Here is a 21,982-nt window from a genome sequence, read left to right on the forward strand (position 1 = left end):
GTCCCCCTCGGTCAGGTGCCGGCGTCGGGCATGGGCACGCCGCCCGCCGGTGCCGACGGGGGGACCGCCGGCCGTACCGCCGCAACGGGCTGCGCCGGCACGGCGGCCGGCGCCCCGGTGGGCACCGCCGGGCGGATCGCGCGGGGCGGCGCGGCGACCTCGGACCCGGTGGCGGCCGGGACCGGGTGGGACGGCGCTGGCCCGGCGGCGGCCGGGACCGCGTGGGGCTGTGCTGGCCCGGCGGCGGCCGAAATCTCGTGCGGCTGAGCTGGCTCGGCGGCGGCCGGGAGCGCGTGGGATCGCGCGGGCGGATGGGGCGTCAGCTCCGGCCAGAGCGTCGCGGCGGCCGTCCGGTCGCGTTCCAGCCGGTACCGCGCCCGCCGGTGCCGCTCCCCGAGGACCGCGGCCAGGTAGACCGACTCGGGCATCCCCGCAGGCGGGAGTGGAGCGATCACCGCGGAGACCTCGGTCCACAGCCCGCGCCCCAGCCGTCCGCGCGCCGGCTCCGCGAGCTGGTGCACCCGCGCCAGGTACTGCCGGGCGGCCAGTGCCAGGCCGTCGTCCAGCCGGCTCAGGTCCACGGTGCACGCCCAGCCGGCCAGCGCGGGCACGGCCGTGGGGACGGGCCGCCAGACGGTCGCCGCCCGGGTGTGCACGACCAGCGTGCCCGCCACCAGGTCGCCCAGCCGACGCCCGCGCCGGTCGGTCACCATCACGGCCACCCCGGCCACCCAGCTCACCAGCGGCAGCACCAGGCCGGGCCACTCCACGGCCACGCCGACCAGCGCCCGGATCAGTGACTGCCGTGCGCCGACCGGAGCGCCGTCGGCGCTGACCACGCGCAGGCCGACGGCCAGCTTGCCCAGCGTGCGGCCGTGGTTGAAGCGTTCACACAGCACCGGGTAGCCGACCAGCACCAGGATCAGGCCCACCGTCGCGAGCCCGCCGGTCAGGGCCGCGTCGACCAGCCCGTCCGGCAGGCCGAGGAGCGCGGCGCCGACGCTCAGGGACAGCGCCAGCATGAGGGCCGCCTGGGCCAGGACGTCGAGCAGCAACGCGAGCACCCGGGAACCGATCCGGGCGGCCCGGACGTCCAGCTCCACGGCCTCCCCGCTGACCAGCCCGGCGTCCCCCCAGGGGGCGGGTCGTGGTTGTGCTCTCACCCCGACAGTGAACACTATGATCCCCGGACGGGGGTGACGGTGGATCTCGACGCGTACGTCGCGGAACACAGCGGGCAGTGGCGACGGCTGGAGCAGCTCTCCGGACGCGCCCGGCTCGACGCCGCCGAGGTCGACGAGCTGGTCGCCCTCTACCAGCGGGCGACCACCCAGCTGTCGGTGCTGCGCAGCCGCTCACCCGACCCGGCGCTGGTCAGCCAGCTCTCGCAGGTGGTGCTGCGCGCCCGGGCCCGGCTCACCGGCCGCCCGCGCCCGTCGTGGGCGGCGGTCGGAAGGTTCCTCGTGGCCGGCTTCCCCGCCGCGGTCTACCGCGCCTGGCCCTGGTGGTGCGGGGTGGCGACGGGGTTCACCCTGCTCAGCCTCTTCCTGATCTGGTACGTGGCCGGCAACCCGCAGACGGCGGCGGCCTTCATCGGCGAGGCGGCGGCCGCCGACCTGGTCGAGTCCGGCTTCGCCGGCTACTACACCGAGTTCGCCGCGCCGACGTTCGCCTTCCACCTGTGGACGCACAACGCCTGGCTCGCCGCCCAGTGTCTCGCCGCCGGGGTGCTGATCGTCCCGGTGCTCTACCTGCTCTGGCAGAACGCCCTCAACATCGGCGTGGTCGGCGGGGTGATGGTCGCCTACGGCCGCGCCGACGTCTTCTTCGGCCTGATCACCCCGCACGGGCTGCTGGAGCTCACCGGGGTCTTCGTGGCCGCCGGGGTGGGCCTGCGCATCGGGTGGGCCTGGATCGCCCCGCCGACGCAGTTGACCCGGGGGCAGGCGGTGGCCCGGGCGGGCCGCGAGGGCGTCCTGGTCGCCGTCGGGCTGGTGGGACTCTTCGCGGTCTCCGCCGTCATCGAGGCGTTCGTGACCCCCGCGCCCGTGCCGGTCGCGCTCCGCGTCGCCGTGGGCGCCGCCGTCTGGCTCGCCTTCCTGGCGTACGTGCTGCTCCTGGGCCGCCGGGCAACCCGCGCAGACCCGCGTTGATCATGAAGTTGTTGCCATGACACGCCGGGCGGACGGGCAACAACTTCATGATCACGGGGAGCTGGGGGTGGGTCAGAGTTGGGCCAGGGCCTTCAGGCGGAGGTAGGTGTCGGCCAGGGTGGGGGCCAGGCGGCCCGCCGGGGCGTCGACCACCGTGACGCCGTGCCTCGCCAGGGCGGTGCGGACGCGGTCGCGTTCGGCTAGGGCCCGCCAGGCGGCCGCGGCGGCGTAGGCGTCCCCGGGACGCTGCGGAACGGCGGTGGTGAGGGCGGTCAGCACCGGATCGTGCGTCGCCGCGATCACCACCCGGTGCCGGGCGGCCAGCCGGGGCAGCACCGGCAGCAGTCCCTCGCCGAGGGCGCCCGCCTCCAGCGCGGTGAAGAGCACCACCAGGCTGCGCTGGCGCTGCCGGCGCAGCAGCTCGCCGGCGATCAGGTCGAAGTCCGTCTCCGCCAGCGTCGGCTGGAGCGGGGCGAGGGCGTGCACCACGCGGGGGAGCAGGGCCGACCCACCGGTGCCGGTGACCGTGGCCCGGACCGCCGTGTCGGCGGCGAGCACGTCGACCCGGTCGCCCGCGCGGGCGGCGAGGGCGGTGAGCAGCAGCGCGGCGTCGATGGCGGTGTCCAGCCGGGGCTCGTCGCCGACCCGCACCGCAGAGGTACGCCCGGTGTCCAGCACGCACAGCAGCCGGCGGTCCCGCTCCGGCCGCCACGTACGCACCAGCACGTCGGCCCGGCGCGCGCTGGCCCGCCAGTCGATCGAGCGCACGTCGTCGCCGACCACGTACTCGCGGAGGGTGTCGAACTCGGTGCCCTGGCCCCGGCCGCGACTGACCTGGGTGCCGTCGATGACCCGCAGCCGGGACAGCTTCTCCGGCAGGTGCCGGCGGGAGTCGAAGCGGGGCAGCACCCGTACCGTCCACGGTGGGGTGGCGGGGCGGCCGGAGCGCTGCCGGAACCCCAGCCCCAGCGGCCCGAACGAGCGCACCGTCAGCGCCACCGCAGGCCGGTCGCCCCGCCGCAGCGGGGTCAGCCGGCTGGGCAGCGCCACGGTGGCGCCCGGCTCGACGCGTACCAGCCGCGACGGGGGCACGTCGGGGCGGGCGCCGGCGGAGGGCACCCAGGCGTCGCGGACCATGGCCCGCAGCGTACGGCCGGAGGGGTTGTGCAGCAGCAGCGCGACGGTGGCGGTGCCGCCGAGCCGGACCACGCGGTCCCCCTGCCGGGCGGCGGTGAGCGCGCCCGGCGGCGCGGCCAGCGCCCGGTCGAGCAGCACCAGCAGCAGCACCGCCCCGGTCATCACCAGCAGCCCGGCGAACGGCGCCGGCCAGGCCGGCAGGGTCAGCGCGCCGACCGCCAGCAGGAGCGCCGCCCGCCAGGTCATCGCGGCGTCGGCACGGTGGCGAGCACCGTGTCCAGCACCGCCTCCACGCCGACGCCCTCCAGCTCCACCTCGGGGCGCAGCCGCAGCCGGTGGCGCAGGGTCGGCCGGGCGACGGCCTTCACGTCGTCCGGTACGACGTGGTCGCGGCCGGCCAGCCAGGCCCACGCCTTGGCCGTGTTGAGCAGTGCGGTGGCGCCCCGGGGCGAGGCGCCCAGCTCCAGCGCGGGGGTGTTCCGGGTGGCCCGGCAGAGGTCGACGATGTAGCCGAGGAGCGGCTCGGCCACGTGCACCCGGCCGACCGCCGCCCGGGCCGCCGCCAGGTCGGCCGCGCTGGCCACCGGCCGTACGCCGGCTGCGGTCAGGTCGCGCGGGTCGAAGCCGGCGTGGTGCGCCCGGAGCACGCCCAACTCCTCCTCCCGGCTGGGCAGCGGCACGGTGAGCTTGAGTAGGAACCGGTCGAGCTGCGCCTCCGGCAGCGGATAGGTGCCCTCGTACTCGATCGGGTTCTGGGTGGCGGCGACGATGAACGGGTCGGGCAGCGGCCGCCGCTCGCCCTCGACCGAGACCTGCCGCTCCTCCATCACCTCCAGCAGCGCCGACTGGGTCTTCGGCGGCGTCCGGTTGATCTCGTCGGCGAGCAGCAGGTTGGTGAAGACCGGCCCTTCGCGGAACGTGAAGGCGGCGGTGTGCGGGTCGAAGATCAGCGAGCCCGTGACGTCGCCCGGCATCAGGTCGGGGGTGAACTGCACCCGCTTGGATCCCAGGTCGAGCGCGGTGGCCACCGTACGGATCAGCAGGGTCTTGGCCACGCCCGGCACGCCCTCCAGCAGCACGTGCCCGCGGCAGAGCAGGGCGATCACCAGACCGGTGACGACCGCGTCCTGCCCGACGACCGCCTTGGCGACCTCGGCGCGCAGCCGGTGCAGGGCGGCGCGGGGGTCGACGGGGTCGATGGTCGGCGGCTCGGCGGTACCGGCGGGTCGGGTCACCGGGATTCTCCTTCGGCTCGGTACGGGTGCGGTGCGTCGGGCGGTGGCCCCGCGTCGGGCGGTGCGGCGGCCGGCGGTGGCCCCGCGTGGGGCGGCACGGCGGCCGGCGGCGGGGCCTCGGCGGCCGGGAGCGGGCTGTCGGTGGCCGGGGGCGGCCCGTCGGCGGCGGGCGGGGCGACGAGGCGGGTCAGCCGGTCCAGCGCGCGGGCCAGGTCGAGTAGTTCCTGGTCGTTCCCGGGCTCGGCGCCGTGCAGCACCTCGTCGGTCCACCGGGGGTCGTCGCCGGTGCGGGCGGCGACCGCGGCGGCCACGTCGGTCGGCGGCGCGGTCGGCGGCAGGTGCAGCCGGGGCGTCAGGCGGTCGAGGGCGGCGGCGCGCAGCGTCCGCGCGGCGGCGTCGCGGGCCCCGGCCTTCTCGTAGAGCCGGGCCCGACCCAGCACCGTCTCCGCCGAGCGGACCGTCACCGGCAGCGGTTCCGGGGCCGGCGGGCCGAGCCGGCGGGCCCGCCAGAGCGCGGCCAGCAGGGCGGCCACGGCGAGCTGGGCAAGCAGCGCCCACAGCCAGCCGGGGAAGGCGGACCAGAGCGGGTTCGGCGGGTCGGGCCGGTCGGCCCGGGGGTCGTCGGGGCTCTCGCCGTCGTCGCTGTCCCCGCCGGTCTCCGCACCCGGGCGGCCGTCTCCGGTGCCGTCGCCCCTGCCGGTCCCGGTGCCGCTGCCCGGTCCGCCGTATCCGGTGGAGCCGCCCGGCGTCGGCGACCAGGCGGGGCTGCCGCTGCTGCCGTCGCCGAAGACCGGCGGGGGTGCGGGGCCGTCCAGGTCGAGCCACACCACCCGACCGGTCCCGCCGAGCAGCGCGGTGGCGAAGGCCCGGTTGTCCCACTCGTCGATCCGGTCGTTGCGGAACGGATCGCTGGCCCCCACCACCACCATGCTCTCCGGGATTCGGGACAGCAGGGCGAGCCCGTCGGCGAAGCAGAACTGCACGGGCGCCGACCCGCCCGGGGCGACCGCGTAGCGTTGCAGCCCGACCGCCGCCCGCCCGAGCTGGCGCAGCTCGGGCAACGGGCAGGGCAGGCCCCGCGCGTCCGGCCCCACCGCCTGCGCGGCCCACCGGCGGCCGGTCGGCTGCACCGGCATCCGGATCGACTCCAGCACCCGTCGCGACGGGTCTACCAGCACCAGCCGGGTGGCCGAGGGCAGCGAATCCAACGCGCCCACCGTGTCCGGATGCAGCAGGGCCGGCGCGGGCACGAAGAGCGTGGCCGCCCCGTCGCGCACGGCCAGCAGCGCCCGCAGCGTGTCCGTCTCCCGCTGTACGGTGACGCCCCGCTCGCGCAGCGCGTCGGCGAGGCGGCTGCCGCCGTCGTCCCCGGTCGCGACGGGGGAGAGGAACCCCGGGTCGCCGGGGTCGGGCTGGTCGGCCGCGTGGGTGAGCAGGGTGGTGGTCAGCAGCAACGCGGCCAGGCCCAGCGGGATCAGCACCCGGTGGCGGCGTCGGCGCCGGGGGCCCGCGTCGGGCCGTGCGGCCGGTGGGGCGGCGGTGGTCGGTGCGCTCATGGTCGTGGCCCGTCCTCGGGTCGGCCGGTCAGCACGCGGTCCAGCTCGGCGGCGTGCTCCCGCATCCGGTGGTCGTGCTCGGCGGAGGCGCGGCGCCCGCCGTACCAGAGCTCGGAGAAGATCGCCCCGGCGGCGTCCAGCGGCGGGCCGACCTGCGGCCGGGCGTCCGTCGCGGTCCGCACCAGCTCGACGACGGTCAGGCCTGGCTGCGGCTGCACCACGTGGCGGGCGGCCAGCTCCCGGACCATCGCGCGCAGCCGCTCCCGGACGGCCTCGGCGTACCGGCCCTCGGCGGCGTACCGGTCCGCGAGGGAGACGTACGTGGCGGCCGGCAGCTCCGGCTCGCGGGGAGCGGGGACGACCGGCTGCGGGGTTTCCGGTGGCGGGCGCTTGCGGCGGCGCGGGCGCAGCCGGGGCAGCCGTCGGGGGACCCAGGCCGGAAACGTGTACCAGCCGACCGCGACCAGCACCGCGGCGAGCACCAGCAGCAGCGCGACCAGGGGCAGCGGCACCCGGTCGCCAAGCGCCGCCGTGGTCTCGGTCCACCACCGGCTGAAGCTCATCGCCCGGCCGCCAGCAGGACGGCCTCGGGCGTGCCGGCCCGGGCCCGGGAGAGCCGGATGTCCAGTCCCTCGGTACGCATCCGGGTCTCCAGGTGCAGCACCGCGTCCAGGCAGGCCAGGGCCGGGTAGGCGACGCTGTTCACGCCCGCCCACACGGCCAGCGACAGCCACCCGGCCCAGGCCCGGTCGACCAGGTCCAACGAGTCCAGCCCGAGGTAGACGCCGATGCCGAGGCCCAGGCGGACGATCCACCAGACCAGGTAGCCGAGCAGCCGGATCCAGCCGGCCCGGCCGGCACCCCGTACGGCCAGGGCGGCGGAGCGCAGCGGGGCACGCAGCGGGTGCACCCGGTCGACGACCAGCGCCGGTGCCACGGCGCCGAGCAGGGCGAAGCCGATGATCCACGCCGGCCCGAACAGCGCGAGCGCGCACATCACCACGCCGACCAGGGCGGCGAGCAGCGCCGTGGCGCCCCAGCGCGCGCCGGCGGGGCGGAGCAGCTCCCGGGGGCCGACCGTACGGCCGAACAGGGCGGCCCCGGCGGCGCGGGCGGCCGGGTTGCCGAGCAGCAGGACGATCACCGCCTCGGTCGCGGCGCCCACCGCCAGCAGCAGCCAGTACACGCCGAACCGCCCGAACTCCGGAAGCCAGGCGGGTGGCCCCGCGCCGGCGGCGAGCCGCAGCGGGTACAACAGGAGTTGCTCGCCCACGGCCAGTACGAGGGCGACCGGCAGCAGCACCCGGGCCTGCCCGCGCAGCAGCAGCACCGCGGAGTCCAGCAGCTCGCCGACCGTGAGGGGGCGGCGCGGGAGCACAGCGATCGGGCCGGCGTCGGGCACGCGTACTCCTGTAGACGGACGGCGGTGGCGCGTGACGGCGCACGCGGGGATCATGGTGACACGCCCGCTCCCATCGGGTGGACCCGCACGTGGGGGCGGCGACGCCGGGCACCGGTTGCTGGTGCGGCGACGTCCTGCGGCAGTAGCGTGCCGGGTGACGCGGATCCCACGAACTGAAGGGGATGGAAACATTAACCCCATGAGAGCCCGGGTACTGGTGGTCGACGACGACCCCGCGCTCGCCGAGATGCTCGGCATCGTCCTGCGCAGTGAGGGCTTCCTGCCCTCCTTCGTCGCGGACGGGGAGCGGGCGCTGGCCGCGTTCCGCGAGAACCGCCCCGACATCGTCCTGCTCGACCTCATGCTTCCCGGCATGAGCGGGATCGACGTGGCCCGGTCGATCCGGGCCGAGTCGGGCGTGCCGATCGTCATGCTGACCGCCAAGAGCGACACCGTCGACGTGGTCCTCGGCCTGGAGTCCGGGGCCGACGACTACGTGGTCAAGCCGTTCAAGCCCAAGGAACTGGTCGCCCGGATGCGGGCGCGGCTGCGCCGGGGCGAGGACGTCGCCCCGGAGATGCTGACCATCGGGCCGCCCGGCAACCAGATCACCATCGACGTGCCGGCGCACACCGTCAGCCGCAACGGCGAGGAGGTGAAGCTGACGCCGCTGGAGTTCGACCTACTGGTCGCGCTCGCCCGCAAGCCGCGTCAGGTCTTCACCCGCGAGGTGCTGCTGGAGCAGGTCTGGGGCTACCGGCACGCGGCCGACACGCGGCTGGTCAACGTGCACGTGCAGCGGCTGCGGGCCAAGATCGAGCCGGATCCCGAGCGGCCGGAAATCATCCTCACCGTGCGGGGCGTGGGCTACAAGGCGGGCACCGGATAGCCTGGTCACACTGTGGCCACCTCCCCGATTCCGGACCTCCCGACGGCAGTCCCGCGCCGGCGTGCCGCCGCGCGGGAGCTGTGGCGTGCGACGAGCGGCCGGGCCGCGCGCCTGCTCTCCGGGCTGCGCCAGGCCTGGCGGCGGTCGCTCCAGCTGCGGGTGGTGACCATCACACTGGTCGTGTCCAGCCTGCTGGTGGGCGGTTTCGCCTACCTGATCGCCGACAAGATCACCGGCATCCTGGTGGAGAACGTCGAGACCGACGTGCGCCTGCGGCTGGGCAACGGCGCGGAGTACGCGCGCAGGCAGTTCGGCCTCTACAACCAGCCGCAGGAGGCACAGCTCCAGGACACGATCGAGGGCACGGTCAACTACCTGGCCGGCGGCGACCCCCAGCAGACCACCGGCGTGATCGTGGCGATCGCCGCCGACAACCACACCGACGCCATCCAGCCCCGCTCGTCGCCCGCGGTCAACGTCCGTCCGCTGATCAGTCCCGAGCTGCGCGAGACGGTCGCCGGAGGCAAGGTCGCCAGCCAGATCCGCACCGGCCGGCTGGGCGAGGAGCGCACGAAATACCTGGTCTACGGCTCACCGGTGCCCACGAAGTTCGGTCAGGTGGAGCTCTACTACCTCGTGCCGCTGGCCCGGCAGGACGCCACGGCCGCCGACGCCCGGGACACCGTGATCGCCACCGGGGCGGCCCTGGTGCTCCTGCTCGCCCTGCTCGCGGGCCTGGTCACCCGGCTGGTGGTGACCCCGGTGCGGGTGGCCGCGCGCACGGCCCAGCGGCTCTCCGCCGGCCTGCTCGACCAGCGGATGGTGGTCAACGGCGAGGACGACCTCGCCCTGCTCGCGGCGTCGTTCAACCAGATGGCGACCAACCTGCAACGGCAGATCCTGCGGCTGGAGGAGATGTCCCGGCTGCAACGCCGCTTCACCTCCGACGTCTCGCACGAACTGCGCACCCCGCTGACCACGGTCCGGATGGCCGCCGATCTGATCTTCGCGGAGCGCGACGAGTTCGACCCGGCGGTGGCGCGCAGCGCCGAGCTGCTCCAGGCCGAGCTGGACCGGTTCGAGGAGTTGCTGACCGACCTGCTGGAGATCAGCCGGTTCGACGCCGGCTTCGCCATGCTGGACTCCGAGCCCACCGACCTGGTGCCGGTCGTGCACCGGGTGGCCGACCGGCTGGCGGGCCTCGCCGAGCGCGTCGGCGTGGCCATCGAGCTGGATGTCCCCGCCACCCCGGTGATCGCCGAGGTGGACCCCCGGCGGGTGGAACGGGTGCTGCGTAACCTGGTCGGCAACGCCGTCGAGCACGGCGAGGCGAAGCCGGTGCGGATCACGCTCGGGGCGGACGACACGGCGGTGGCGATCACCGTCCGCGACCACGGGGTGGGGCTCAAGCCGGGCGAGGAGAAGCTGGTGTTCAACCGCTTCTGGCGGGCCGACCCGTCCCGGGCCCGGCAGACCGGCGGCACCGGGCTGGGCCTGTCGATCAGCCTGGAGGACGCCCGGCTGCACGGCGGCTGGCTGGAGGCCTGGGGCGCGCCGGGGCAGGGCGCCCAGTTCCGGCTCACCCTGCCGTCGCGGGCCGGCGACCGGCTGACCACCTCGCCGCTGCGGTTGGTCCCGGCCGACGCCGCGCTGCCCTTCGGTGGGCCGCGCTCGGGCGGGCTGCTGGCCATCAGCCCCGGCACGGGGGGCGCGCTCGCGATCGGCCCGGGCACCGACGACGCGCTGACCGTCGGCCCGGGGCGTCCGGGCAGCGGGCACGCGGAGGTGGGGTCGTGATGCGCCGGCTGCTCGCCGGACTGCTCGGCGGCGTGCTGCTGCTGGGCGGCGCGGCCGGTTGCGGCATCCCGGAGAACACCGAGGTCCGGGTGAAGGGGCCGGGGCCGGCGGGGGAGGGCGGCTCGACCAGCGGCAGCCGGGGCGAGCCTCCGAGCCGGAGCGCGAGCGGCAGCGACGCCGAACAGTTCGTCGAGAACTTCCTCTCCGCCGCGGCCGGCGAGCCGGACCGGGCCTACGAGCGCGTCCGGCAGTTCATCGTGTCGACCGACCGCGACCGCCTCCAGGTGAAGCAGGGCAGCGCGGTGGCGCTGACCGTCGTCCGGCTCACCGAGGAGCCGGCCATCGTCTACGCCCCGGACCGGACCGAGGTCACCCTCAAGGTGCAGCAGGTCGGGCAGCTGCGTACGGACGGCACGCTGGCCCCGCCGGAGACGAGCACCACGGCGTACACGTTCGAACTGCGCAGCCAGCCCGGGCCGGAGGGCCTGACGGACGGCGGGCTGTACGTGGCGAACCCGCCGACCGCGCTGCTGCTCAGCGTGGAGGCGCTGGAGACGTACTACCAGAGCCGGACGATCTACTTCTGGAACAACGACCGCACCCGGCTGGTCCCCGACCAGCGCTACCTGCCGCTCGCCGTGCCCGACGAGCGGCGGGTGAGCGAGGTGGTCAAGTGGCTGACCGCCGGCCCCTCGGCGTGGCTCGGCACCGCCGTGAGCAGGCTGCCGGACGGCACCCGTCTGATCAACAACGCCACCCGGACGGACGGCCGCTGGGAGGTCGACCTGGAGATGCCGGAGGACAAGGCCCGGCTGGAGCAGCTCGGCACGCAGCTCGCCTGGTCGCTGTCGGACCTCGACGGGCCGCTCGACATCAAGGTCCGTAACCAGTCCCAGGAGTTCATCCCCGACCTGGAGCGGCGCCGCATGGAGCGGCCGGTGTACCAGCTCACGGAGAACCCTCAGCGATTCTGCGTCTACGAGGGCGCCGTCCACCCGTTGGCCTACCCGGGAGAGCCGAGCGGCCCGGTGCCCGTGGACGCCAGGGTGAACCGGAACGTCGTCTCCGCCGGGCTCAGCCGCGCCGACAACCAGATCCTGGCGGCGCTGGTGGTCACCGACGCCGACCGGCAGTGGCTCTCCGTCGGCACCGGCACCGGTCCGGTGTCCGTACTCACCCGCGGCGCCAAGGGCTACGCGGCCATGAGCCGGCCGGTCTGGCTGCGCTCGACGTACCGGGGGCAGCCGGCCGGGCTGGTGGTCGCCGACGGCAGCCTCTACCGCTTCGACGCCCAGGCGCAGCTCACCGCCCTGTCGCTGGGCGTACCCGGCCCGGTGACCGCCGTGGCGGCCTCGCTGGACGGGTACCGGATCGCCGTCATCGCCGGTGGTGCGCTCTACGTGGCCGCCCTCAGCCCCGACGGCGCGGGGGCCACCCTCGGCCCGGCCCGTCGGCTGCACACCCGGCTGACCAGCCTGTCGGCCGTCGACTGGTACGGCGAGAACACCCTGCTCCTCGCGGGCGCGGTCGGCCGCTCGGCGGTCTACGAGGTCAGCGTGGACGGCGCCCGGGAGAGCCGGCTGGAGGACAAGATCGGCGCCCGGGTGACGCACCTCGCCGCGTACCCGGCGAGCGTGGGGCGTCTCGGCGCCGCCATGTACGAGGCGAACGGGGTCGCGTACCGCAGTGGCCCGTTCGAGCGCATCCAGCCCGAGCAGGTGCAGGAGGTCGCGCCGCCGTCGACCGGGGCACGCGAGGGCAACCCGACCGCCCCCTTCTTCCTCTACTGATCCGCGTGCGGGATCTCGGCGGGCTCTGGGCGGACCTCACCGACCTCGTGCTGCCCGTGGACTGCGCCGGCTGCCGGGAACGCCGGCCGGGGCTGCGCCACGGCGTCTGCCCGGAGTGCGTGGCGGCTCTCGGCGCGCTGCGCCCCAGGGCCGTACGCCCCACTCCCGCCCCGCCCGACCTGCCGCCCTGCGTCGCCCTCGGCCCGTACGCCGGCCCGCTGCGGGAGGCGCTGCTGGCGTACAAGGACCATGGGCGGCACGGGCTGGCCCGGCCGCTGGGTGCTCTGCTCGCCGAGGTCGTGGCGGCGGCGGTGGGCGAGGCCCGCCCGGTGACGCTGGTGCCGGTGCCGGACACCGCGGCGGCGGCCCGCGCCCGCTACGGCGACCACCTGGGCCGGCTGACCCGGCACTGCGCGGACCGGCTGCGCCGGGCCGGCTGGCCGGTGCGGGTGCGGCACCCCCTGCGGGCCCTGCCCCGCCCGGACTCGGTGACGCTGGACAGCGCCGGTCGGGCGGCGGCGGCCGAATCCGCGTTCCGGGTCCGCCAGCGGGTGCCGTCGGGGCCCGACGGGACCGCGGTGGTGGTGCTCGACGACATCCTGACTACGGGGGCCACCCTCGCCGCGGCGGGGCGGGCGCTGACCGCGAGCGGGCTGTCACCCACGGTCGCCGCGGTGCTCGCCGCGACCGAGAAACGGCACCGTTCGTAACCGATCGTGTTTCCGTTTCACCCGTTGGTGTATGAGGTGTGAAAAATCTCGAGCCTCCTCCGCGACCGGGGGTGACTGCCGAGCGAACAAGAGTTAGCGTTTTCGTGTCGGGGGTAGGAGTTCTTCCCACCCGCCCCCGGCGGTGAAAGGAGGCGTAGCCGCACTGACCGGTCGACGCCGAGTGGGGCCTCCCCCGGGGCGCGCGACCGGATGCCGGAACGCACGACCGTCCGAACTAGGGAGGTCACATGGACATCGTGGTCAAGGGCCGTAACGTCGAAGTGCCGGATCATTACCGGGTGCACGTGGCGGAGAAACTCGCGAAGATCGAACGCTACGACCACAAACTTATTCGTGTCGATGTGGAGCTTTTTCACGAGCGCAATCCGCGCCAGGCGGACCACTGCCAGCGCGTCGAAATCACCTGCGTTTCCCGTGGCCCGGTGATCCGGGCGGAGGCCTGCACGAACGACTTCTACAGCGCGCTCGACGCGGCCATCGCGAAGCTGGACACCCGGTTGCGTCGGGCGGCCGACCGCCGTCGCGTCCACCGGGGCCGGCACGCGCCGCTCTCCGTCGCCGCCGCCACCGCGGGCCTGCCGGTCGCCGGCCTCGACACGCCGCTGGGCGCCGCCCCCGACGGCTCCGGCACCGCCACCGCCGTCGCCGAACGGGTCGAGGAGGAGGAGCACGACCAGCCCTGGCACATCGCGCGGGAGAAGGTGCACCCCGCCGAGCCGATGACCGTCGACGACGCCCTGTTCCAGATGGAACTCGTCGGCCACGACTTCTACCTGTTCCAGGACAAGGAGTCCGGCCGCCCGAGCGTCGTCTACCGGCGGCACGCCTACGACTACGGAATCATCTCCCTCGCCGTCTGACTCCGGCGTGGTGGTGGCGGCCCGGGCCGCCCCCACCACGGCCCCGGGCCGGCCTCCGGGCGGCCGGCGCCCGACACCGACGCCGGGTGCGCCTCCCGTGCCGCAGCCGCGCAGCGCCCGGGTCGCAGCGGCTAAGCGCCCGTGTCCGCAGCCAGCGCCCGGGTCGTAGCCGCTCAGCGCAGGTCGTCGGGGAGCAGCCCGAAGACCAGGTCGTCGAGCCGGGTGCCGGGCAGTCCCGGCAGGCGCCCGCGCAGCAGGCCCTCGCGGCGGAATCCGACCCGCTCCAGCACCCCGTGCGAGGCGGTGTTGTCGGGCACGGTGCCGGCGACCAGCCGGGCCAGCCCCGCCGGGCCGAACGCCCAGCCGGCCAGTAGCCGTACGGCCCTCGTGGCCAGTCCGCGTCCCCGTTGGTCGGGCACCAGCGCGTAGCCGACCGAGCCTTCGCCGGCCGCCGCGTCGGAGATGCTCAGCCCGCAGCTGCCCGCCGGTTCGCCGGTGACCGCGTCGAGGATCACCAGCCGGGCGATGGTGCCGGTGAGCCACGCGCTCTCGGCCAGCAGGCAGCGCCGCTCGATGGCCGCCCGGGCCGGCGGCACCGGCGGGGCCTGGTTCGCCACCACCTCCGGCCGGGTGTGCAGGCGGTACATCAGGTCGACGTCGTCCGGGCCGAGCCCGCGCAGGGTCACCACGCCGTCGGTGAGCCGGCCGTCGGGCAGGTCCGGCAGGATCCGGGGGACGGGACCGGGCGGGTCGTCGGCGAGCCGTACCCACGCCAGCAGGTCCGCCCGGCCGCCGCCGCGCAGTTGGCCGGCCGCCCGGCGTACGCCCTCGTGGCGGAAACCGGCGGCGAGCGCCACCCGCTGGCTGGCCGGGTTCTCGGCGTGGGTCATCAGCTCCAGCCGGTCGAACCCGTGGCGCAGCGCGGAGTCGGCCAGGGCCCGCGTCGCGGCGCTGGCGACCCCGCGCCGGCGCGCCCACGGCGCGACCCAGTAGCCCACCTCCGCCTGCCGGCGCGGTGGCACGACCTGGCCGACGCCCGCGCCGCCGACCAGGCGGTCGGTGGCGCCGTCGGCGATGGCGTACGCGGCCCCGCCGTTCGCCCAGGCCGCCGGGGCGCCCTCGGTGACCCACCAGCGCGCGTCGGCCTCGGTGTACGGCTGCGGCATGCCGGGGTTGAACCGCAGGTTGAGCGGGTCGCCGCAGCCGGCGGCGAGGTCGGCGACGTCGGCGGGGCGGAACTGCCGCAGCCGCACCCCGTCGGCCTCGATCACCTCGGGTGTCACGCCAGGTCGCCGGGGAGCAGCGCGCCGAGCCAGGCGTCCACCCGCCGGCCCCGGTGGGAAAGCCCGGCGCGGAGGGTGCCCTCGACCGTGAAACCGGCCTTCTCGGCCACCCGGCGGGAGGCGGTGTTGCCGACGTTGGCCTTCCACTCGATCCGGGCCAGGCCCAGCGTGGTGAAGCCCCAGGTGCTGAGCGTGGTCAGCGCGGCGGGCATGACGCCACGCCCCCGGGCGTACGGCGCGGTCATGAAGCCGACGTCGGCGAGCAGCGGGTCGGCGGGGGACAACCGGAGGTCGATCGAGCCGAGGTACCGGTCGTCGGCGTCGGCGACCACGTAGCAGGCGCTGGTGCCGCTGGCCCAGGTGCCCCGGGTGTAGGTCACGTAGGACTCGGCGTCGGACCGCTCGTAGGGGTCGGGCACGGTGGTCCACCGGATGGTCTCCGGGTCCCGGCAGGTGTCGACGACCGCCGCGAGGTCGCGCTCGTCCATGGGACGCAGCCGCAGCTCGGTGCCGGCGACGGTGGCGAAGAGGACGGGCTGGGGCCGGCCGAAGACGGCGGCGCGGCGGGCCTCCAGCGTGCCGGGACCGGCGGGGCCGGTCTCGCCGGGCGCGGGCACCTCGCCGGGGAGCAGCGAGCCGATCCAGCCTTCCGGGCTGCCGCCCGGCGCCGGGTCGGCGAGCCGCAGCCGGCCCTCGACGCGGAAGCCCGCCCGGAGCGCGGCCAGCCGGGACGCGTGGTTGCCCACCTCGGCCTGCCAGATCAGCCGGCGCAGCGCCAACGCGTCGAAGGCCCAGCGGGCGACGGCCCGGGTGGCCCGGACGCTCACGCCCGCGCCACGGGCCCAGGGCGCGGTCCAGTAGCCGATCTCGCCGGAGCGCAGGCCGGCGTCGATCGAGACGAGCCCGCAGGAGCCGAGCAGCTCGCCGGTGGCGGCGTCGCAGACGGCGAACGGCGCTCCGGTGCCCGCCGACCAGTCCGCCGGGGCCGCCTCGGTCACGAAACCGTGGGCGTGTCCGGGCAGGTACGGGCGCGGTACGGTGGTCCAGCGCTGGATGTCCGGGTCCTGGCACGCCCGGAGCACCGCGTCGGCGTCGTCCGCCTGCCAGGGGCGCAGCAACAGGCCGTCTTCGACGATCTCCACAGGCTTCACCCGAGCCATCGTGCCGGAACGTTCGCGCACGGCGTAACCGGATTTCGGCGGGGCGGCGCGAGTCGGGCGTGTTATGTCGGTTTCGCCAACGCGGAGGGCCGCCACCAGTGACCATCGCGCCGATGAAGCGCCTACGATGGGTCGAGACTGTCTAGGGGAGCGTTGATCCGTGTCGATTCTGGAAAAGGTCCTCCGCGCGGGCGAGGGCCGTATGGTGCGCCGGCTCAAGGCCATCGCCGCCGCCGTCAACTCGATCGAGGACGACTACGTCAACCTCACCGACGACGAGCTGCGCGCCATGACCGACCAGTTCAAGGAGCGGCTCGCCGACGGCGAGACCCTCGACGACCTGCTGCCGGAGGCGTTCGCGGTCTGCCGGGAGGCAGCCGCCCGGGTGCTCGGCCAGCGGCCGTACGACGTCCAGGTGATGGGCGGCGCGGCGCTGCACTTCGGCAACATCGCCGAGATGAAGACCGGTGAGGGCAAGACCCTGACCTCGGTCATGCCGGTCTACCTCAACGCGCTCTCCGGCGACGGCGTGCACGTCATCACCGTCAACGACTACCTGGCCCAGCGCGACGCCGGCTGGATGGGCCGGGTGCACGAGTTCCTCGGCCTCACCGTCGGCGTGGTGCTGCCCAACCGGCCGGCCAGCGAGCATCGGGCCGCCTACGAGTGCGACATCACCTACGGCACCAACAACGAGTTCGGCTTCGACTACCTGCGCGACAACATGGCGTGGTCGAAGGAGGAGCTGGTCCAGCGCGGCCACAACTTCGCCGTGGTCGACGAGGTCGACTCGATCCTCATCGACGAGGCCCGCACCCCGCTGATCATCTCCGGCCCGGCCGAGCACTCCGCCCGCTGGTACGGCGAGTTCGCGGCCGTCGTGGCCCGGCTCCAGCCCGGCAAGGACGGCGAGGGCGACTACGAGGTCGACCACTCCAAGCGCACCATCGCGGTCACCGAGCGCGGCGTGGCCAAGGTCGAGGACCGGCTGGGCATCGACAACCTCTACGAGTCGGTCAACACCCCGCTGGTGGGCTACCTCAACAACGCCATCAAGGCCAAGGAGCTCTACAAGCGCGACAAGGACTACATCGTCAGCGACGGTGAGGTGCTGATCGTCGACGAGTTCACCGGCCGCATCCTGCACGGCCGCCGCTACAACGAGGGCATGCACCAGGCGATCGAGGCCAAGGAGGGGGTGGAGATCAAGCAGGAGAACCAGACGCTGGCCACCATCACCCTCCAGAACTACTTCCGCCTCTACTCGAAGCTCTCCGGCATGACCGGCACGGCCCAGACCGAGGCGGGCGAGTTCAACAAGGTCTACAAGGTCGGCGTCGTGACCATCCCGACGCACCGGCCGATGGTCCGGCAGGACCGGCCGGACGTGATCTACAAGACCGAGAAGGCCAAGTTCCACGCCGTCGTCGAGGACATCGCCGAGCGGCACGCCCTGGGCCAGCCGGTGCTCGTCGGCACCGTCTCGGTGGAGAATTCCGAGATCATCTCCCAGCTGCTGCGTCGACGCGGCATCCCGCACTCCGTGCTGAACGCCAAGTTCCACGCCCGCGAGGCCGAGATCGTCGCCCAGGCCGGCCGCAAGGGTGCCGTCACCGTCGCCACCAACATGGCCGGCCGCGGCACCGACATCCTGCTCGGCGGCAACCCCGAGTTCCTCGCCGCCAACGAGCTGCGCCAGCGGGGTCTCGACCCGGCCGAGCAGGAGGAGGAGTACGCCAAGGCGATGGAGGAGGTCCTGCCCCAGTGGAAGCAGGCCTGCGACGCCGAGGCGGAGGAGGTGGCCGCCGCCGGTGGCCTCTACGTGCTGGGCACCGAGCGGCACGAGTCCCGCCGCATCGACAACCAGCTGCGCGGCCGGTCGGGCCGGCAGGGTGACCCGGGCGAGTCCCGCTTCTACCTCTCCCTCCAGGACGAGCTGATGAAGCGCTTCCGCTCCGGCGCCGTCGAGGCGGTCATGGAGCGCTTCAACATCCCGGAGGACGTGCCCATCGAGTCGAAGATGGTCACCAAGCAGATCAAGAGCGCGCAGGCCCAGATCGAGGGCCAGAACGCCGAGATCCGCAAGAACGTCCTCAAGTACGACGAGGTCATGAACAAGCAGCGCCAGGTGATCTACGCCGAGCGGCTGCGGGTGCTCAACGGCGAGGACCTCTCCGACCAGGTCCGCAACATGATCGACGACGTCGTCGGCGCGTACGTGCAGGGGGCCACCGCCGACGGCTACGCCGAGGACTGGGACCTGGAGCAGCTCTGGGCCAGCCTCAAGCAGCTCTACCCGGTGGGCGTGACGATCGAGGAGCTGGAGGAGGAGGCGGGCGGCTCCCGGGCCGGCATCGACGCGGACTTCCTGCTCTCCCGCCTCAAGGATGACGCGCACGCCGCGTACGACCGGCGCGAGGAGCAGCTCGGCGAGGAGGGCGTCCGCCAGCTGGAGCGGATGGTCCTGCTCCAGGTCATCGACCGCAAGTGGCGCGAGCACCTCTACGAGATGGACTACCTCCAGGAGGGCATCAGCCTGCGGGCGTACGCCCAGCGCGACCCGGTGGTGGAATACCAGCGCGAGGGCTTCGACATGTTCGCGAACATGATGGACGGCATCAAGGAGGAGACGGTCGGCTTCCTCTACAACCTCGAGGTCCAGGTCAACGAGCCGGAGCCCGAGGCCGAGGAGGTCCAGCTGCTCGAGAAGCCGGTCGAGATCCGGGCCAAGGGCCTGGGCCGGGCGCCGCAGCAGCAGGGCCTGCAATACTCCGCGCCGACGATCGACGGCGAGGCCGGTGCCGGCGCGGTGGCCGTGGAGCGTGCCGAGCAGCAGGCCCCCGCGCTGGGGGTCGGTGGCTCGGCTCCGGCCGCCCCGGGAACGACCGCCCCTGCGGCGCCGCAGCGCCCGGCGTCCGGCCTGCGTGGCCCGGGTGTCCCGGCGGCCAGCAGCCGGCGGGTGGCGCCGGGGCAGGCGGACGCCGGCAACGGCCCGTCCCGCAACGCGCCGTGCCCGTGCGGGTCCGGCCGGAAGTACAAGCGCTGCCACGGCTCCCCCAACGGCGGCGCGTGAGAATCGGTTGAGCGGGCCCGCGCCCGCCTGAGCACTCGAGCCGTGGTCCTCGTGGACCACGGCTCGATCTCGTCTCAGAGCACCTGTAGGGCCGTGCAGAGCCAGCCGCCCCGGCGGTGCTCCAGGCGCAGGGCCATCGCCCAGGTGCGCCCGCCCGTGCCGGCGAGGACCGCGGCCACCTCGACGGCGGCGTCGCGCGGCTCGCAGACCCGCAGCCGACGCAGCTGTACGGCCGGCCGGGTCGAGCGGCGGCGGACCGGACCCGAGCGGGCGGTGGCGCGGGCCAGCTCGGGCAGCAGCCCGGCCGCCCGCGCCGGGTCGAGCAGTGGCCTGAGCTGGTTGGGCGGGCGGTAGCCGTTGAGCACCTCCAGGCAGGTGCAGACGAAGCGGTGCGCGGCCCGGGTCGCCTCGGGGGTGGCGGTCACCAGCGCGTCCAGCGGCAGCGGGGCGGTGGGGTGCCGACCGGGGCCGGTCGGCACCGGCCGCTGCCGTCGGCCGGGCGGCCGGTCGCCCTCGCGTCGGGCCGGCTCGAAGAGGTCGAGCACGAGCTGGGCGTGGCCCGGGGCCGGCCAGTGGGCGGCGTCGTCGTCGGTGAACGGCGGCTCGAACGAGGGCGCGGGGCGCAGCCGGACGGGGGGCCGCGCAGGCCCGGGACGACGGGGGTCGGCCATTCGTGAACCTCCCAGATTCCTGCGTTTGCCTTCGTTTGCCTCCGACAGGCTTCATTCTCGGGCACGGCAGAGCCCCCGGTCAATGCCCTTCGGGTCGGTCCGGTTACTCCGGGTCGCGCTCGGCCAGCGGGTTGCTCCGCACCCACTCGGCCGTCTCGGTGTACTTCCGCTCGATGTACTCCTCCAGCCGGGCGCGCTCCACGCGCCACTGGCCGCGGCCACCGATCTTGATCGCGGGCAGTTCGCCACTGCGCACCATGTGGTAGACCTGCGAGTCCGACACGTTCAGCTCGGCGGCCACGTCGGAGAGCAGCAGGAACCTCGGCTCCACGAGAACCCCCGGGGTTGGCGTCGTTTGGTTCAGTTTGCCACCGACCGCCGACACGGCCCAGCCGGCGGGCGCGACCTGCGGCGACACGCCTCCCCGGACACACCGGCGGGACGCTTCCGCCCGGCAGGTGCGCGGTGTATGACGGTCACGGCATAGGGCATGATCGGCCAGGACCGGCGGAGGCCGGCGCAGGACCTGAGCGGGGGAGACGAGCGGTGACCGAGGAGCTTGTCCGGGTGTACGTGCCGGCGACCGTCCCGATGCTGACCCTCCTGCGTGGCTCGGGGCTGCCGGTGGCCGCCGCGCACGCGGTCACCCCCACGCTGCGCGAGTGGTACGCCGAGGGCGACGAGGAGGAGTTGGAGTACGTCGCCTTCACCCGGGCCGCCCAGGACGCGTTGCAGCTGCTCCGGGCCGACCCCGACGCGCCCCGCCGCCGGGTCGTCGTCTCGGTGGACCTGCCCGCCTCGACGGTGGGCCGGGGCGACAGCGAGCTGGGCTCCAGCGCGGTCGAGCTGACCGGCCCCGTGCCGGTCGGTGCCGTCGCGGCCGTCCACGTGGACGGCGCCGACGCGGTCGAGGACGTCTCCGCCGCGGCGGAGGTGGTCACCGAGGCCCTGGCCGGCGACGCGGACGCGCAGTTCACGGTCGACGGTGCCGAGGACCACGAGCTGGAGTGGTACGACGTCAGCGAGCTGGACCTGCTGCTCCGCGCCACGTCCTGACCCCCGCGCGCCGCCGGCGCGAGCGCACGCCGCGCGGCCCGACCGGCGTCGAGGTCAGTCAGCGGGGGCGGCCTCGGTCGGCTCGTCGTCGTCGGCGTGGGCCGGCCCCAGGGTGCGGCCGAAGGCGATCATCGCGGTCAGGGCGCCGACGAAGAGCACCCAGATGGCGTTGTCGATCCGGGAGGTGCCCAGCGCGGTCTGCGCGACCGCGTCCGCCTCGCTCAGCGCGCCGGCCAGGTCGAGCAGGGACCGCCCGCCGACCCGGATGATCACCTCGGCCACGAGCAGGAGCAGGCCCGGGCCGGCCCCGGCCAGCAGGTAGGCGGGCCAGCGGGGCGCGGGCGCCGCAGCGTCGAGCCGGGCGGCCCGCCGGCGGGCCAGGGTCAGGTATCCGAAGGCCAACAGCCCGGCCACCAGGCCGGCGAGCAGGGACTCGGTGCGCGAGACCCACTTGGCCGCACTCAGCAGCGACTCCTGGCCGTCGCCGCTGCCGAACAGGTCGAAGAGCGGGTCGCGGGCCTGGCTGAAGGCCACCACGAAGATCAGCGTGCCGAGGGCGGCGGCCACCACGGCCCCGACCACGGGCCCGCTGCGGGCGCCGGCGACGGCCCCGCCGATGGTCGCGGCGGCGGCGGTGGTCGCGGCGATCACGTTGGTGGTCGCGTTGTCGGCGTACGTCAGGTTGATCGCGAACGCGGCGGCGAGCCCGACGAGCAGGCCCGTGGCGATCGCCGCCACGAAGCGCAGGGTGACCCGGTCGTTGCCCCGGCGGGCGAGCAGGTCGACGCCGAAGAGGGCGAAGCCGGCACCGGCGACCAGCGCGGCCGAGATCACCCCCGGCAGGGCGAACGCGGAGAGGCTGATGGCGGTGAGCCCGGCAGCCGCCGAGTTGATCACCTCGCGGGTCGACCAGAGCATCGCGGCCAACCAACCGAGCGCCAGAAGCGCGAGCACCGGCGCCCCGGGGGCGAGCACCCCCGTCGTCGCGTCCTGCACGTCGGCGGTCGGCACCGACCGGTCCGACTCCGCGGCGGCGGAGCTGCCGGGCTGCTTGGTCATCGTCTTCCCTCCGACGGACGCCGACCCCGGTGGGCCGGCAGTTCACCGGCCACCCAGCGTACGCGTCCACACGCCCCGCCCCCGCCGCCCGCCCCACGCCCGGCCCGCGCTCGACGGCGGTCCGGTCGGG

General features: G+C 75.0%; 19 protein-coding genes. 8 read left to right on the top strand and 11 right to left on the bottom strand.

What is annotated here, in order from left to right; translation table 11 throughout:
- Positions 1-11: 11 nt before the first annotated feature.
- Entirely contained in the window at positions 12-1,163 is a 1,152-nt protein-coding gene (locus ACGFIR_RS06155; RefSeq protein WP_393143429.1) for an RDD family protein, read from the bottom strand.
- 39 nt (positions 1,164-1,202) lie between these two features.
- Here ACGFIR_RS06155 and ACGFIR_RS06160 point away from each other — a divergent pair, with 39 nt between their 5' ends.
- Positions 1,203-2,153, top strand: coding sequence for a stage II sporulation protein M (locus ACGFIR_RS06160; RefSeq protein ID WP_393143767.1), 951 nt, complete (start codon positions 1,203-1,205; stop codon positions 2,151-2,153).
- A gap of 72 nt (positions 2,154-2,225) precedes the next feature.
- On the opposite strand, the gene ACGFIR_RS06165 is transcribed toward ACGFIR_RS06160, so the two are convergent.
- Genes ACGFIR_RS06165 through ACGFIR_RS06185 form a run of 5 tightly spaced genes read right to left on the bottom strand, consistent with a single transcriptional unit; the run spans position 2,226 to position 7,483 of the window.
- Positions 2,226-3,536: a DUF58 domain-containing protein gene (locus tag ACGFIR_RS06165; RefSeq protein ID WP_393143431.1), complete on the bottom strand. Its 1,311-nt coding sequence runs from the start codon at positions 3,534-3,536 to the stop codon at positions 2,226-2,228.
- Complete coding sequence (locus tag ACGFIR_RS06170; protein WP_393001333.1) at positions 3,533-4,531, bottom strand: AAA family ATPase; 999 nt, start codon at positions 4,529-4,531, stop codon at positions 3,533-3,535. The genes ACGFIR_RS06165 and ACGFIR_RS06170 overlap by 4 nt, the downstream gene beginning before the upstream one ends.
- Positions 4,522-6,081, bottom strand: a complete 1,560-nt coding sequence (locus ACGFIR_RS06175; protein WP_393143433.1) for a DUF4350 domain-containing protein — start codon at positions 6,079-6,081, stop codon at positions 4,522-4,524. Before ACGFIR_RS06175 ends, ACGFIR_RS06170 begins: the two co-directional genes overlap by 10 nt.
- Positions 6,078-6,644 carry a DUF4129 domain-containing protein gene (locus ACGFIR_RS06180; protein WP_392999846.1) on the bottom strand — a complete coding sequence of 189 codons (567 nt, stop codon included), beginning with the start codon at positions 6,642-6,644 and terminating at the stop codon, positions 6,078-6,080. The genes ACGFIR_RS06175 and ACGFIR_RS06180 overlap by 4 nt, the downstream gene beginning before the upstream one ends.
- Positions 6,641-7,483: a hypothetical protein gene (locus ACGFIR_RS06185; RefSeq protein WP_392999844.1), complete on the bottom strand. Its 843-nt coding sequence runs from the start codon at positions 7,481-7,483 to the stop codon at positions 6,641-6,643. Before ACGFIR_RS06185 ends, ACGFIR_RS06180 begins: the two co-directional genes overlap by 4 nt.
- A gap of 199 nt (positions 7,484-7,682) precedes the next feature.
- Here ACGFIR_RS06185 and mtrA point away from each other — a divergent pair, with 199 nt between their 5' ends.
- The 5 genes from mtrA to hpf all read left to right on the top strand — a co-directional run bounded on the left by mtrA (position 7,683) and on the right by hpf (position 13,550).
- Entirely contained in the window at positions 7,683-8,372 is a 690-nt protein-coding gene (gene mtrA, locus ACGFIR_RS06190; protein ID WP_089001893.1) for an MtrAB system response regulator MtrA, read from the top strand.
- A gap of 12 nt (positions 8,373-8,384) precedes the next feature.
- Positions 8,385-10,169, top strand: a complete 1,785-nt coding sequence (gene mtrB / locus ACGFIR_RS06195) for an MtrAB system histidine kinase MtrB (RefSeq protein WP_393143435.1) — start codon at positions 8,385-8,387, stop codon at positions 10,167-10,169.
- A complete protein-coding gene (locus ACGFIR_RS06200) occupies positions 10,166-11,959 on the top strand; it encodes an LpqB family beta-propeller domain-containing protein (RefSeq protein ID WP_392999840.1) in 1,794 nt (597 codons plus the stop codon). The genes mtrB and ACGFIR_RS06200 overlap by 4 nt, the downstream gene beginning before the upstream one ends.
- Positions 11,960-12,006: 47 nt before the next feature.
- Complete coding sequence (locus ACGFIR_RS06205) at positions 12,007-12,669, top strand: ComF family protein (protein WP_393143769.1); 663 nt, start codon at positions 12,007-12,009, stop codon at positions 12,667-12,669.
- A gap of 248 nt (positions 12,670-12,917) precedes the next feature.
- Positions 12,918-13,550: a ribosome hibernation-promoting factor, HPF/YfiA family gene (gene hpf / locus ACGFIR_RS06210; RefSeq protein ID WP_392999838.1), complete on the top strand. Its 633-nt coding sequence runs from the start codon at positions 12,918-12,920 to the stop codon at positions 13,548-13,550.
- Positions 13,551-13,723: 173 nt separating this feature from the next.
- Here hpf and ACGFIR_RS06215 read toward each other — a convergent pair whose 3' ends face one another.
- Both ACGFIR_RS06215 and ACGFIR_RS06220 read right to left on the bottom strand, forming a co-directional pair.
- On the bottom strand, positions 13,724-14,833 hold the full coding sequence (locus tag ACGFIR_RS06215) for a GNAT family N-acetyltransferase (protein ID WP_393143437.1): 1,110 nt from the start codon (positions 14,831-14,833) through the stop codon (positions 13,724-13,726).
- The gene (locus ACGFIR_RS06220) at positions 14,830-15,993 is read right to left on the bottom strand and encodes a GNAT family N-acetyltransferase (protein WP_393143771.1); all 1,164 of its coding nucleotides are present in this window, start codon (positions 15,991-15,993) and stop codon (positions 14,830-14,832) included. The genes ACGFIR_RS06215 and ACGFIR_RS06220 overlap by 4 nt, the downstream gene beginning before the upstream one ends.
- Positions 15,994-16,153: 160 nt before the next feature.
- Between ACGFIR_RS06220 and secA the strand changes: the two genes are divergently transcribed.
- Positions 16,154-19,066, top strand: coding sequence for a preprotein translocase subunit SecA (gene secA / locus ACGFIR_RS06225; RefSeq protein WP_392999834.1), 2,913 nt, complete (start codon positions 16,154-16,156; stop codon positions 19,064-19,066).
- A 74-nt stretch (positions 19,067-19,140) separates the two neighbouring features.
- Here the strand turns inward: secA and ACGFIR_RS06230 are convergent, their stop codons facing one another.
- A complete protein-coding gene (locus ACGFIR_RS06230; RefSeq protein WP_393143439.1) occupies positions 19,141-19,737 on the bottom strand; it encodes an Rv3235 family protein in 597 nt (198 codons plus the stop codon).
- 103 nt (positions 19,738-19,840) lie between these two features.
- Complete coding sequence (locus ACGFIR_RS06235; RefSeq protein WP_392999830.1) at positions 19,841-20,068, bottom strand: helix-turn-helix domain-containing protein; 228 nt, start codon at positions 20,066-20,068, stop codon at positions 19,841-19,843.
- 215 nt (positions 20,069-20,283) lie between these two features.
- Here ACGFIR_RS06235 and ACGFIR_RS06240 point away from each other — a divergent pair, with 215 nt between their 5' ends.
- Positions 20,284-20,793 carry a DUF6912 family protein gene (locus tag ACGFIR_RS06240; protein WP_392999828.1) on the top strand — a complete coding sequence of 170 codons (510 nt, stop codon included), beginning with the start codon at positions 20,284-20,286 and terminating at the stop codon, positions 20,791-20,793.
- Positions 20,794-20,847: 54 nt separating this feature from the next.
- On the opposite strand, the gene ACGFIR_RS06245 is transcribed toward ACGFIR_RS06240, so the two are convergent.
- Positions 20,848-21,852 (bottom strand): hypothetical protein, encoded by a 1,005-nt coding sequence (locus tag ACGFIR_RS06245; RefSeq protein ID WP_392999826.1) that lies wholly within the window; start codon positions 21,850-21,852, stop codon positions 20,848-20,850.
- Between the last annotated feature and the right edge of the window lie 130 nt (positions 21,853-21,982).

The sequence above is a fragment of the Micromonospora sp. NPDC049051 genome, from assembly GCF_043197575.1.
Lineage (GTDB): Bacteria > Actinomycetota > Actinomycetes > Mycobacteriales > Micromonosporaceae > Micromonospora.